This is a genomic window from Burkholderia anthina (assembly GCF_001547525.1).
Classification (GTDB): Bacteria; Pseudomonadota; Gammaproteobacteria; order Burkholderiales; family Burkholderiaceae; genus Burkholderia; species Burkholderia semiarida.
Genome location: NZ_CM003768.1, coordinates 3,472,236 through 3,485,686 on the forward strand (window position 1 = coordinate 3,472,236; position 13,451 = coordinate 3,485,686).

The following is a 13,451-nucleotide window of genomic DNA, read 5'->3' on the forward strand; positions in this document are numbered from 1 at the left end:
GCCGCACTTGAAGGAACCATCATGAAATCGTTGATTCGCCCGCTCGTCGTGCTGTTCGTCATCCTGACCGCCGTGACGGGGCTCGCTTACCCGGCCGTGATGACCGTGTTCGGTCAGGCCGTGTTTCCGTCGCAGGCCAACGGCAGCCTGATCGAGCAGAACGGCAAGATCGTCGGCTCCGCGCTGATCGGCCAGCCGTTCGACGCGCCGAAGTATTTCTGGGGCCGGCTGTCGGCCACCGCGCCGATGCCGTACAACGCGGCCGGCTCCGGCGGCTCGAACCTCGGCCCGCTGAACCCGTCGCTCGCCGATCAGGTGAAGGCGCGCATCGCCGCGCTGCGCGATGCCGGCACCGACCTGTCGAAGCCGGTGCCGGTGGACCTCGTGACGGCGTCCGCCAGCGGCCTCGATCCGGAGATCACGCCGGCCGCCGCCGCGTACCAGGTCGAGCGCGTCGCGAAGGCGCGCGGCCTGGCGCCGGACGCGGTCGCGCAACTCGTCGCCGCGAACACGACGGGCCGCCAGTTCGGCGTGCTCGGCGAGCCGCGCGTGAACGTGCTGAAGCTGAACCTCGCGCTCGACGCGGCGCAGGCCGTGCACTGATCGGTCGCGCGGGCTGACCGGCATCCGGCGCGGCCTGAACCGTGCCGGATGCGCTTTTCCCGACGGCGCGCGCGCCGTCTTTGCCTTTTGCGGCGATTTGGAACCACAATGCTCGTACCCGCGCGCATCCGGGCGCTCCGCTTTCCTCACGCATGAATCGTCCCGATCCCGACCAACTCCTCGACAAGCTGCAGCGAGACGAAGAAAAGCAGCGGCGCGGCCAGCTCAAGATCTTCTTCGGCGCGTCCGCCGGCGTCGGCAAGACCTACGCGATGCTGCAGGCCGCGCGTCAGCGCGTGCAGGAAGGCGTCGACGTCGTCGTCGGCATCGTCGAGACCCACGGCCGCGCCGAGACGGCCGCGCTCCTCGACGGCCTCGACGTGCTGCCGCCCGCCCGCATCGACTATCGCGGCCGCACGCTCGCCGAATTCGATCTCGACGGCGCGCTCGCGCGTGCGCCGCAACTGATCCTCGTCGACGAGCTCGCGCATTCGAACGTGCAGGGCGGGCGGCACCTGAAGCGCTGGCAGGACGTCTACGAGCTGCTCGACGCGGGCATCGACGTATATACGACCGTCAACGTCCAGCACCTCGAAAGCCTGAACGACGTGGTCGGCGCGATCACCGGCATCCGCGTGTGGGAGACCGTGCCCGATCGCGTGTTCGACGCGGCCGACGAAGTCACGCTCGTCGACCTGCCGGCCGAGGAGCTGCTCGAGCGGATGCGCGACGGCAAGGTCTATCTCGCGCAGCAGGCCGAGCGCGCGGTGCGCAACTTCTTCCGCAAGGGCAACCTGATCGCGCTGCGCGAGCTGGCGCTGCGGCGCACGGCCGATCGCGTCGACGCGCAGATGCGCGAGTACCGTGCCGACCGTTCGATCCAGCGCATCTGGCAGGCGCGCGAGCGGCTGCTCGTGTGCGTCGGCCCGGGCGCCGAGGCGCCGACGCTCGTGCGTGCGGCCGCGCGCCTCGCCGCGAGCCTGAAGGCCGACTGGATCGCCGTGTACGTCGAGACGCCGCGCCTGCAGCGGCTGCCCGACGCGCGGCGGCAGCGCACGCTCGACGCGCTGAAGCTCGCGGCCGAGCTCGGCGCGGAGACGGCCACGCTCGCCGGCGCCGACGCGGTCGCCGCGCTGATCGGCTATGCGAAGGTGCGCAACGTGTCGAAGCTCGTCGCGGGCGGCTCGCCGAAGGTCGGACTCGCGCGCCGCTTCGCGCGGCCGTTCGGCGAGCAACTGGCGGAACGCGCGGGCGACGTCGACCTGATGCTGATTCGCGCGTCCGCGAGCGACGAGGCGCGCGCCGCGCCGCTCGACGCGCGGGCGCGCGACTGGCGCGATGCATTCGCGCAGTTCGGCACGCACCGCTCGCCGCCGCGCCACTACGCGTATGCGGCGGCGATCTGCGCGGCGATCACCGTCGTCGCGAGCGTCGTGTCCGCGCGGCTCGACCTCACGAACCTCGTGATGCTGTACCTGCTCGGCGTGGTGTTCTCGGCCGTCCGGCTCGGGCGCGGCCCGGGCGTGCTGCAGTCGTTCCTGTCGGTGGCCGCGTTCGATTTCTTCTTCGTGCCGCCGCGCATGTCGTTCTCGGTCAGCGACACGCAATACCTGCTGACCTTCTTCGGGATGCTGCTGACGTCGCTCGTGATCAGCCACCTGACGTCGACGCTCACGCGCCAGGCAAGCATCGCGCAGCGCCGCGAGCGCCGCACCGGCGCGATCTACGCGATGGCGCGCGAGCTCGGCGCGGCGCTGACGACCGAGCAGATCGTCGAGATCGGCAGCCGCCACGTGGGCGAGGTGTTCCGCGCGCGCGTCGCGTTCCTGCTGCCCGACAGTGCCGACCAGGTGCGGCAGAAGATCGAGGAGCCCGATGCGGCCGTCACGCTGACGGGCGCGGAGCTCGACAGCGACGTCGGCCAGTGGGTGTACGACCAGCAGAAGCCGGCCGGGCGCGGCACCGATACCTTGCCGGCGACGGCCGCGCTGTACCTGCCGCTGAAGGCGCCGATGCGCACGCGCGGCGTGCTCGCGGTCGCATCGCGCGAGCCGCGCGAACTCGAGGTGCCCGAGCAGCAGCGGATGCTCGACGCGTTCGCCGCGCAGATCGCACTCGCGCTGGAGCGCGTGCACTACGTCGAGATCGCGCGCGACGCGCTCGTCAACATGGAATCCGAGCGGCTGCGCAACTCGCTGCTGTCGGCGATCTCGCACGACCTGCGCACGCCGCTCACGACGATCGTCGGCTTCTCGTCGATGCTCGCGAACGGGCGCGCGGCCGCGCAGGCCGGCGACGCCGCGGCGGCCGCGCGCCTCGCGCAGCGCGAGGGCGAGCTCGTCGACGCGATTCACGACGAGGCGCTGCGCATGACGGGCATCGTCACGAACCTGCTCGACATGGCGCGGCTGCAGGCCGGCAGCCTGCAGCTCAAGCGCCAGTGGTCGCTGCTGGAGGAAACCGTCGGCGCCGCGCTTGCCGCCTGCCGGCGCGTGCTCGCGCGCCATCCCGTGCGCGTCGCGCTGCCGGCCGACCTGCCGCTGCTGCAGATGGACGCGGTGCTGATGGAGCGGCTGTTCACCAACCTGTTCGAGAACGCGGCGAAGTACACGCCGCCCGATACGTCGCTCGACATCGGCGCGGAGCGCGTGACCGACGACGGGAGCCCGTTCGTGCGCGTGCACGTCGAAGATCACGGCCCGGGCCTTCCGGCCGGCATGGAGGCGCGGATCTTCGACAAGTTCACGCGCGGCGAGAAGGAATCGGCGACGCCGGGCATCGGGCTCGGCCTCGCGATCTGCCGCGCGATCGTCGAGGCGCACGGCGGTAAAATCGGCGCACTCAACCGCACCGCGCCCGACGGCCGCGTGACGGGCGCGCGCTTCTGGTTCACGCTGCCGGTCGACACGCCGCCGGCGGCACCCGCCGTGCCCGACGACGAATCCGACCTGCCGGGCGCATCGCCCCCATCCGAGTCATTGCCCGACCATGAGTGAACCGACCCTGACCGTCGTCCTGATCGAGGACGAAAAGCAGATCCGCCGCTTCGTGCGCGCCGCGCTCGAAGAGGAGGACATCGCGGTGTTCGAAGCCGAGACGGGCAAGCAGGGGTTGATCGACGCGGCGACGCGCAAGCCCGACCTCGTGATCGTCGACCTCGGGCTGCCGGACACCGACGGCCTCGACGTGATCCGCGAACTGCGCGGCTGGTCCGAGGTGCCGGTGATCGTGCTGTCGGCCCGCACGCAGGAGGAGGAGAAGGTCGCGGCGCTCGATGCGGGCGCCGACGATTACCTGACCAAGCCGTTCGGCGTGTCCGAACTGCGCGCGCGGATTCGCGCGCAACTGCGCCGGCGCAACCAGGGCGGTGCGAACGAGTCGCCGAAGGTGACCTTCGGCGCCGTGAGCGTCGATCTCGCGCTGCGCCAGGTGTGGCGCGACGACGCGATCGTGCACCTGACGCCGCTCGAATACCGGCTGCTCGCGACGCTCGTGCGCCACGCGGGGCGCGTGCTCACGCACCGCCAGCTGCTGCGCGACGTGTGGGGGCCGTCGCACGTCGAGAGCCATCACTACCTGCGCATCTACATGGCGCACCTGCGCCAGAAGCTCGAGGCCGATCCCGCGCAGCCCGAGCACATCGTCACCGAGACGGGCGTCGGCTACCGGCTCGTCGGCGCCGTGTGACGGGTGGTGCGCGGCCGCGCGCCGGCAGGGTTGCGCCGGCGCGACAGTTTCGCGACCGCAGCCGGCCTTGCACACCGGCCGTGCAATCCCCGCTATCCTGACCGTTCCCCGAACGAAAACGAGGAGCGTGCAATGTCCGTCCGTCTGGTCGTCATCTGTGCGCTGGCGCTGGCCGCGCCCGGCGCGTTCGCCCAGCCGCTGCCGCCCGGGCAGCAGCCGCCCGCGCGGGCCGCGCTGGCCAATCCCGCGTCGGTCAACTGCGAGAAGCTCGGCGGTCGCCATGTGATCCGTAACCTGTCGAGCGGGCAGGTCGGCATGTGCGTGTTCAAGGACGGCCGCGTGTGCGAGGAGTGGGCGCTGTACCGCGACGACCGGTGCGTCGGCGGGGGCGCGCCCAGGCGCGTGGCGAACTGACCGCGCGGCCCGCTGCGCCCCCGCACCGGCCGCCCGCAAGCCTGTAAGCCGCTTGTTATACTCGGCGCCGTCCGGGGACGACCCCGGGTCATTCGCTTCAACGGGGACGGCCCCATCCGATACGGAGTACGTCGAGATGGCGTGGGTATGGTTGTTGATCGCCGGTTTGCTGGAAGTGGCCTGGGCGGCCGGCTTGAAATCGTCGGACGGCTTCACGAAGCTCGGCCCGTCGGTGTTCACGATCGTGACGGCGCTGGCCAGCTTCGGGCTGCTCGCGGTCGCGATGCGCCAGTTGCCGCTCGGCACCGCGTACGCGGTGTGGACGGGCATCGGCGCGGTCGGCGCGTTCGTGTTCGGCATCGTGATGATGGGCGAGGCGCTGACCGTCGCGCGCGTCGCGAGCGCGGCGCTGATCGTCGCGGGGCTGGTCGGCCTGAAGCTGTCGTCGGCCGCCTGACGACGGTATCCCGGGCGCGCGTGCGCCCGGGCGCCGCGCCGCCTCGCGCAATTGCGCCGGTTGCCCGTCCAGCCTGTCTATAATGGAACGTATTCGGGCCTGAATACCGTCGTGCCTGTCGCGGCACGCGGTGCCGGTCGCCACGCGCCGCGCGGCCAGTCTGTCCGACCCGATCCGGTCAATCGGCAAAACGCACGGGAAGTGCAAGGAGAGGGCCATGATCGAAGCCATTTCCCTCGGCGCGGGGCTCGCGTGGGCGAGCGGCCTGCGCCTGTACCTGACGGTGCTGATCGCCGGCGTGCTGGCGCGGCTCGGCTGGCTCCATCTGCCCGACACGCTGGCCGTGCTGATGTCGCCGTGGGTCATCGGCGCCGCTGCCGTGCTCGCCGTGACCGAATTCCTTGCCGACAAGATCCCCGCGTTCGACTCGCTGTGGGATGCCGTGCATACCTTCATTCGCATTCCGGCCGGCGCCGTGCTCGCGGCCGGCGCGCTCGGCCATGCCGATCCGACCATGCTGGCGGTCGCGGGGCTGGCCGGCGGCTCGCTCGCCGGCGCCGCGCACGTCGCGAAGGCCGGCACGCGCGCGCTGATCAACCTGTCTCCCGAACCGATTTCGAACTGGTTCGCGTCGTCGACCGAGGACGGTCTCGTGGTCGGCGGGCTCGCGCTCGCCTTCTTCGTTCCGCTCGCGTTCCTCGTGCTGCTTGCGGCGTTCATCGCGGCGTCGGCGTGGGCGCTGCCGCGCCTGTGGCGCGGCGTGTCGGGCGGCTTCCGCGGGATGGCGAACCACATGGTGTCGCGGCTCAACTCGATCGGAGGGAAACGCGATTGAAGGGGCCGCAACACGCGGCGCAGCCGCCGGCCGGGCCCTCCGGCCATGACGGGCGCGCGCATGGCGGCCGCTTCGGCCTGCGCGACCTGATCCACCAGGCTGCCCGGATGACCGCGCGCGACTGGCGCGCGGGCGAACTGACGCTGGTGGTCCTCGCACTGGTGCTCGCGGTCGCGGCGCTGACGAGCGTCGGCTTTCTCGCCGACCGCCTGCGCCAGGGGCTCGAGCGCGACGCGCGCCAGATGCTCGGCGCCGATTTCGTCGTGCGCGCCGATCGTCCCGTCGATCCGTCGTTCGACCGGCAGGCCCGCGCGCTCGGCCTGCGTACCGCGACGACCGCCATCTTCCCGAGCATGATCGCGTCCGCTGCGGGCGGGCAGGCCGCCGACGCGGCGCCGTCGCGCCTTGCGGCCGTGAAGGCCGTGTCGCCCGGCTATCCGCTGCGCGGCGCGGTCGAGATCCTGCCGCCCGGCGCGGCCGTCGCGCACAAGGCGGCCGCGATTCCCGCGCCCGGCACCGTATGGGCCGATCCGGCGCTGCTCGACGCGCTGCACCTGAAGGCGGGCGATACGGTGCGCGTCGGGCTGCGCACGTTCACGGTCGCCGCGGCGATCACCCGCGAGCTCGATCGCGGCTTTTCGTTCGTCAATTTTTCGCCGCGGCTGATGATGCGTGCGGACGAGCTCGCCGCGACGGGGCTCACGGGCTACGGCAGCCGCGTCACGTACCGGCTGCTGGTCGCCGGCGACGCACCGGCCGTCGCGCGCTTCGAGTCGTATGCGCATGCGCGCGTCGACGGCGGGAAGCTGCGCGGCGTCGGGCTCGAATCGTTGCGGGAAGGGCAGCCGCAGGTGCGGCAGACGCTGGATCGCGCGCGTCATTTCCTGACGCTCGTCGCGTTGCTGACCGCGCTGCTCGCGGCGGTCGCGATCGCGATGGCCGCGCAGCGCTACATGCGGCGCCATCTCGACGGATGCGCGACGATGCGCTGCCTCGGCGTGAGCCGCCGCACGCTCGGCGCGCTGTTCGCGCTCGAATTCGCGGGCGTCGGCATCGTGTCGGGCGCCGCGGGCGCGGTGCTCGGCTATGGCGGGCACTGGGCGTTGCTGGCCGCGCTCGGCAGCCTGATCGACGTCGTGCTGCCGCCGCCGACCTTGTGGCCGGCGCTGATCGGCATGGGCGCGGCGCTCGTGCTGTTGCTCGGTTTCGCGCTGCCGCCGCTCGTGCCGCTCACGCGCGTGCCGCCGGTGCGCGTGCTGCGGCGCGAGTGGGGCGACGCGTCGCGCACCGCGTGGGCCGCGTATGCGGTCGGCGTCGTGCTGTTCGCGGCGCTTCTGATCGTGGCCGCGGGCAACCTGAAGCTCGGCCTGATCGTCGCGGGCGGCTTTGCCGGCGCGCTGGTCGGGTTCGCGCTGATCGCCCGGCTCGTGCTGTTCGCCGCCGCGCGCGCGGTGCGTGACGCGCGCGTGGCCGCGGGCGTCGGCTGGCGTTACGCGCTGGCGTCGCTGCACCGGCGCGGCACGGCCAGCGCGCTGCAGATCACCGCGCTCGCGCTCGGCCTGATGTGCCTGCTGCTGATCGCGATCACGCGCAACGACCTCGTGGCGGGCTGGCGGCAGTCGACGCCGCCTGATGCGCCGAACCAGTTCCTGATCGACATCCAGCCCGACCAGCGCGCCGATGTCGCGGCCTATCTGGCCGCGCACGGCGTGCGCGACGCCGTGCCCGCGCCGATGGTGCGCGGCCGCCTCGTCGCGATCAACGGCAAGCCGGTGAATCCGGACGCGTACCCGTCCGAAGAGGCGCGCCGGCTCGTCGATCGCGAATTCAACCTGTCGTACACGACCGAGTTGCCGTCCGACAACCGGATCGTCGAAGGCGACTGGTTCGGCACCGCGGCCACGCCGCAGATCTCGATCGAAGCCGGCCTCGCGAAGACGCTGAACGTGAAACCGGGCGACACGCTGCGCTTCGACGTGACGGGGCTGACGGTCGACGCACCGATCACCAGCGTGCGCAAGCTCGACTGGGGCTCGTTCCGCGTCAACTTCTTCGTGCTGATGCCGCCGCCGGTGCTGAAGGATTTCCCGGCCGTCTACCTGACGAGCTTCCATCTGCCCGCATCGAATGCCGCGCTGCTCGATCCGTTGATCGCGCGCTACCCGAACCTGACCGCGATCGACGTCGCGCCGATCCTCGCGCAGTTGCAACGCATGATGCTGCAGGTGGTCGGCGCGGTGCAGTTCCTGTTCGCGTTCACGCTCGCGGCGGGCGTGCTGGTGCTGTACACGGCGCTTGCCGGCTCGCGCGACGAGCGCGTGCGCGAGGCCGCGTTGCTGCGCGCGCTCGGCGCGTCGCGCGCGCAGGTCAATGCGGTGCAGCGCGCCGAATTCGTCGTGGTCGGCACGCTGGCCGGCGCACTCGCGTCGGCGGGCGCGATCGCGGTCGGCTGGGTGCTCGCGTCGCGCGTGTTCGACTTCCAGCTCGCCGTCGATCCATGGCTCGTGCCGGCCGGCGTCGCGGCCGGTGTCGTCTGCGCGGCTGCGGCCGGCTGGCTGAGCCTGCATAATGTGTTGCGGCGCCCCGCGCTGCAGTCGCTGCGCGACGCCTGAGCGTCGTCCGCGGCCCCGAAGATTCCGTTTTCCGACTATCCGTATGACCGATGTGAATGACGATGCGCCGTCGCAGCCGACGGCGTTCGAGCTCGTGGGCGGCGAAGCCCGCGTGCGCGAAATGGTGGACCGCTTCTACGACCTGATGGACCTCGAGCCCGAGTTCGCGCAGATTCGCGCGCTGCACCCGCCGTCGCTCGATGGGTCGCGCGACAAGCTGTTCTGGTTCCTGTGCGGCTGGCTCGGCGGCCCGGACCACTACATCGGCCGGTTCGGCCATCCGCGGCTGCGCGCACGGCACCTGCCGTTCCCGATCGCATCGGTCGAGCGCGACCAGTGGCTGCGCTGCATGGCGTGGGCGATGGAGGACGTCGGGCTGGCGGAGCCGCTGCGCGAGCGGCTCATGCACTCGTTCTACGACACGGCGGACTGGATGCGCAACCGGCCCGGTTGATCGACCGGTACGCCGCTGCCCGCGCGCGGGACGATCTGCGTCTGGGCGCCCGTGCGGCCCGGCGCGACACTGGCCGTTTCCCCCATCGATTCGAGGCTCGCCCGATGACGACACAAGCGCTGTTTCGCGAAGACGCGTATTTCACGCAATGCGAGGCGATCGTCCAGGCCGTCGGCGACGACGGCATCCGGCTCGACCGCACGGTGTTCTATCCGCTCGGCGGCGGCCAGGCCGGCGACGCCGGTACGCTCACGCTGCCCGACGGCAGCACGATCGCAATCGCCGACACGCGCAAGGCGAAGTTCGACGGCGCGACGCCCGACGACGCCGTCCATGTGCCGGCACCGGGCCAGGCGGCGAGCGTCGCGACGCTCGCTCCCGGCACGCGCGTGGTCGCGCAGATCGACTGGCTGCGCCGCTACCGGCACATGCGCCTGCATACGGCCGCGCATCTGATGTGCGCGGTGCTGCCGTACGCGGTCGACGGCTGCAGCGTGACGGCCGACTACGTGCGGCTCGATTTCGCGACGTCCGAGGCGATCGACCGCGACGACGTCGAGCGGCGCCTCGCGGGCTTCGTCGCCGGTGCGCATCCGGTCACGACCGAATGGATCACCGACGACGAGATGGCCCAACGGCCCGAACTCGTGCGCACGATGAGCGTGAAGCCGCCGATGGGCCTCGGCCGCGTGCGGCTGCTGCGCATCGAAAACGTCGACCTGCAGCCGTGCGGCGGCACGCACGTGCGCAACACGTCCGAAATCGGCGGGCTGCGGGTCGCGAAACTGGAAAAGAAGAGCGCGCGCACACGGCGCCTCGTACTGGAGTTTGCATGACGATCGATACCGGGAAGGCGGGCGCGGCGGCGCTCGATCCGCAGGCACGGGAGATTCTCGATTTCTGGTTCGGCGAGCCGGGCTCGGCCGAATTCGGGCAGAACCGCAAGATCTGGTTCAACGGCGGCGCGGCGTTCGACGACGTGCTGCGCACGCGTTACGGCGCGCTGCTCGACGCCGCGTGCGACGGCGCCTGCGATCACTGGGCCGATTCGCCGTCGGGCGCGCTGGCGTTGATCGTCGTGCTCGACCAGTTCTCGCGCAACATCCATCGCGGCACGCCGCGCGCGTTTGCCGCCGATCCGAAGGCGCTCGCGCTCGCCCGCCGCGTCGTCGCGGCCGGCTGGGACGCGCGGTTGCCGAGCGGGCATCACCGTGCGTTCGCGTATCTGCCGTTCGAGCACGACGAGTCGCTCGAGAGCCAGCGCGAGGCCGTGCGCCTGTGCGCGGGCATCCGCGACGAGGCCGGGTGCGAGAGCTATCACCGCTTCGCGTTGCTGCATGCGGCCGTCGTCGAGCGCTTCGGCCGCTTTCCGCACCGGAACGCGATTCTCGGTCGCGCGTCGACCGACGAGGAAACGGCGTTTCTGCGGGAGCCCGGCTCGTCGTTCTGACGGTCCGGATGGGGGCGTGATGGCGGCAGGGGGCGGCGAGCCCCGTGTCACTGCCGGTGCTGTTCGGGCGTGCGCACGTAGACGCGCAGCAGTTCCTCATTGTCGCCCGGCCGGGCGCCCGTCCAGAACAGCTTCCATTCGCTGCCGGGCGCCGGATCGACGGCCCGCACGCCCTGCACGATCATCCACGTGCAGCGCGTCGTCTTCGCGTCGTCGATCGGCGTGTGCTGGATGCCGGAGAAGTAGTACAGCATCGGCGCTTCCGATTCGCCGAGCCCGTGCAGGCTCGCCATGCAGTCGCCGTCGTTCCATTCGAGCGCGAGATGCGCGTTCAGGTCGTCGAACACCGAGCGGTAGCTCTTCGCGACGTCGAGCCACGGCAGCAGCAGCGTATAGATGAGCCCCCACGCGACGAGCGCGCCGGCGCCCCACGACAGCGCGCCGCGCCACAGGCCCGTCGCGCGCAGCTTCGGCAACAGCGTCAGCCAGCCGACCGTCAGCGCGAGCGCGCCGGTCACGAGCGCGGGCTGGATCGGCATCGTCCAGTCGAGCGGCAGCCAGCGGCCGAGCAGCGCGAGATCGGCGCGCGACGCGGCCGGATCGGCCATCACCGCCCAGATCGCCCATGCCAGCGCGACGACCGTGCCGAACAGGATGCGGCTCAGGTAGTCCCACGCGAGATGCACGCGGCGCGGCAGGCGGTCGATCGCCTGCGCGGCGACCAGCGCGAGCGGCGCGAAGAACGGCAGGATGTAGAGCTGGCGCGACGTCGCGGACACCTGCAGCACCACGAGCCCGATACCGGCGAACAGCGCGGGCAGCGCGATACGCGGCTCGCGCCATGCACCGCGCGCGAGCGCGACGATCGCGAGCGGCGCGACCGGGAAGCCGACCAGCAGGAACGCGCGCAGGATGAAGAACGGCTTGTCGTTTTCCGCGCCGAGTTCGGGGACGGAGAAACCGAAGAAGCGCCCGACGTTGTTGTCCCAGAACCACGTCATGAACAGCGTTTCCGAGCGCAGGAACAGCGCGGCCGGCCAGATCAGCGCGAACGGCGCAAACACGAGCGCGGCGACGCCGAGCGCGCGTGCGAACGCGCGGGTGCGGCAGGCCGGGTAGAGCGCCAGCGTGCAGACCAGCGTGGCCGCGAACACGAGCGGCACGAACAGCCCTTTCGCCATCAGCGCGATGCCGACGCCCGCGCCGAAGAGCGGCGCGGCCCAGCGGCCGGCCGGATGCGGCGGCAGCCCGTGCCGCATCTGTTGCGCGCGCGCGACGTGCTGCATCACGAGTTCGAGCAGCCCGCAGAATCCCATCGCCGTGCCGGCAAACAGCGCGACGTCCGTCATCATGTCGTGCACGTGCTTGATGACGACGAGCGTGCTCGCGCTCAGCACGACCGGGCCGAGCACGCGCAGGTCGAACCACGTGTCCGACCGGCTGGCCACGCGGGCCGCGCGCGCGATGAAACCGAACGCGAGCGCGGCGAACAGGGCGCTCGCCAGACGCGCCGCGTCGTGCAGCGGCATCACGCGCTGCAGCAGCCACGCGAGGCTCGTCGCGACCCACGCGTAGAGCGGCGGTTTTTCCATGAACGGCAGGCCGGCATTGGTCGGCACGACGAAGTCGCCGGTCTCGAGCATGTGCTGGATGATGCCGAACGTGTAGGTTTCGTCCTGTTTCCACGGATCGTGCCCGAGCACGCCGGGCAGCGTGTACGCGCACACCAGTGCGGCGACGAACAGCCACGCGCGCCAGCCGAGCGGCAGCGAGCGCTCGCGTGGCGGGCTGATCGCGGCGGTCGAGGCGGCGACGGGCGTGCCGGCGGCGTCCAGCGTCGCGATGACGTCGGTATCGGCGGTCGAGCGGGTGTGCGCGGACGAGGCGGGCACGGGCGTGCGTCGCCGGCCGGGCGCTGCGGTTCCAGGCATGGAAAAGATCTCGGGTCGAGTCGAGCCGGTCCGGCGACATGGGCTGGACCGATTAGCGGCTACATTCGGGTAACGGACAGCGTGTTCAGGACACCTGTCTGGATGTCCGCTAGTAGAGCACGGAATTGTTACGAATGTTTACTGAAACTGTCACGGAATTGTGGAGATTTGTGGCGCCGTGACCGAGGGCGTTATCGACGGCCGTATTGTTGCGCCGCGCGTCAGCTCAGCGGCCGCCGCCGACGTCGAGCAGCGCGCCCGTCGTGTAGGACGCCGCATCGCCGAGCAGCCAGACGATCGCCTCGGCGATCTCCTGCGCTTCGCCGGCGCGGCCGAGCGGCGTCTGCGCGCCGAGGCGTGCCGCACGGCCCGGCTGGCCGCCGCTGGCGTGAATGTCGGTCTCGATCAGTCCGGGGCGCACCGCGTTGACGCGTACGCCGTGCGGGCCCAGTTCCTTGGCCAGGCCGATCGTCAGCGAATCGACCGCGCCTTTCGAGCCCGCGTAGTCGACGTACTCGTTCGGCGAGCCGAGCCGCGACGCGATCGACGACACGTTGACGATCGCGCCGCCGCGCCCGCCGCGGTCGGTGGACAGCCGGCGCGCGGCTTCGCGCGCGCACAGGTACGCGCCGAGCACGTTGGTATCGAACATCCGCCGCAGCCGGTCGACCGGCATGTCGGCGAGCGGCATCGACGGCGCGACGATGCCCGCATTGTTGACGAGCGCGTCGAGCCGCCCGAACGCCCCCGCGACGGTATCGAACATCGCGACGACGTCCGCCTCGTTCGCGACGTCGCCCGCGACGATGCACGCGCGGCCGCCCGCGTCGCGCACGGCCTGCGCGGTCAGTTCGGCCGCCGCCGCGTCGCGCGCGTAGTTGATGCCGACGTCCCAGCCGCGCTTGGCGGCGAGCACGGCGGTCGCGCGGCCGATGCCGCGGCTCGCGCCGGTGATGAGGACGGCCTTGCGGTCGGACGGTGCGGTCATCGCGTGCGGTTTCCGGTGAA

Annotated in this window: 12 protein-coding genes; 10 read left to right on the forward strand and 2 right to left on the reverse strand. The window is 71.5% G+C overall.

Features of this window, described 5'->3' with window-relative positions:
* Positions 1-21: 21 nt before the first annotated feature.
* The 10 genes from kdpC (at position 22) to WS64_RS15930 (ending at position 10,512) form a co-directional block, all read left to right on the forward strand.
* Positions 22-603 (forward strand): potassium-transporting ATPase subunit KdpC, encoded by a 582-nt coding sequence (gene kdpC / locus WS64_RS15885; RefSeq protein ID WP_060966841.1) that lies wholly within the window; start codon positions 22-24, stop codon positions 601-603.
* 152 nt (positions 604-755) lie between these two features.
* A complete protein-coding gene (locus tag WS64_RS15890; protein WP_060966842.1) occupies positions 756-3,599 on the forward strand; it encodes a DUF4118 domain-containing protein in 2,844 nt (947 codons plus the stop codon).
* Positions 3,592-4,290, forward strand: a complete 699-nt coding sequence (gene kdpE, locus WS64_RS15895) for a two-component system response regulator KdpE (protein WP_059583654.1) — start codon at positions 3,592-3,594, stop codon at positions 4,288-4,290. The genes WS64_RS15890 and kdpE overlap by 8 nt, the downstream gene beginning before the upstream one ends.
* 132 nt (positions 4,291-4,422) lie before the next feature.
* Positions 4,423-4,704 (forward strand): putative hemolysin, encoded by a 282-nt coding sequence (locus tag WS64_RS15900; protein WP_060966843.1) that lies wholly within the window; start codon positions 4,423-4,425, stop codon positions 4,702-4,704.
* Positions 4,705-4,840: 136 nt separating this feature from the next.
* The gene (gene sugE / locus WS64_RS15905; protein WP_006497024.1) at positions 4,841-5,161 is read left to right on the forward strand and encodes a quaternary ammonium compound efflux SMR transporter SugE; all 321 of its coding nucleotides are present in this window, start codon (positions 4,841-4,843) and stop codon (positions 5,159-5,161) included.
* Positions 5,162-5,378: 217 nt separating this feature from the next.
* A complete protein-coding gene (locus WS64_RS15910; protein WP_060966844.1) occupies positions 5,379-5,996 on the forward strand; it encodes a DUF4126 domain-containing protein in 618 nt (205 codons plus the stop codon).
* Positions 5,993-8,608: an ABC transporter permease gene (locus WS64_RS15915; protein ID WP_060966845.1), complete on the forward strand. Its 2,616-nt coding sequence runs from the start codon at positions 5,993-5,995 to the stop codon at positions 8,606-8,608. Before WS64_RS15910 ends, WS64_RS15915 begins: the two co-directional genes overlap by 4 nt.
* Before the next feature lie 43 nt (positions 8,609-8,651).
* Entirely contained in the window at positions 8,652-9,062 is a 411-nt protein-coding gene (locus WS64_RS15920) for a group II truncated hemoglobin (protein ID WP_059583648.1), read from the forward strand.
* Positions 9,063-9,166: 104 nt separating this feature from the next.
* Positions 9,167-9,898, forward strand: coding sequence for an alanyl-tRNA editing protein (locus tag WS64_RS15925; protein ID WP_060966846.1), 732 nt, complete (start codon positions 9,167-9,169; stop codon positions 9,896-9,898).
* Positions 9,895-10,512 carry a DUF924 family protein gene (locus WS64_RS15930; RefSeq protein WP_059583645.1) on the forward strand — a complete coding sequence of 206 codons (618 nt, stop codon included), beginning with the start codon at positions 9,895-9,897 and terminating at the stop codon, positions 10,510-10,512. The genes WS64_RS15925 and WS64_RS15930 overlap by 4 nt, the downstream gene beginning before the upstream one ends.
* A 47-nt stretch (positions 10,513-10,559) precedes the next feature.
* Here the strand turns inward: WS64_RS15930 and WS64_RS15935 are convergent, their stop codons facing one another.
* The gene (locus WS64_RS15935; protein WP_060966847.1) at positions 10,560-12,443 is read right to left on the reverse strand and encodes an ArnT family glycosyltransferase; all 1,884 of its coding nucleotides are present in this window, start codon (positions 12,441-12,443) and stop codon (positions 10,560-10,562) included.
* Positions 12,444-12,669: 226 nt separating this feature from the next.
* Positions 12,670-13,431, reverse strand: coding sequence for an SDR family oxidoreductase (locus WS64_RS15940; protein ID WP_060966848.1), 762 nt, complete (start codon positions 13,429-13,431; stop codon positions 12,670-12,672).
* Positions 13,432-13,451 lie beyond the last annotated feature (20 nt).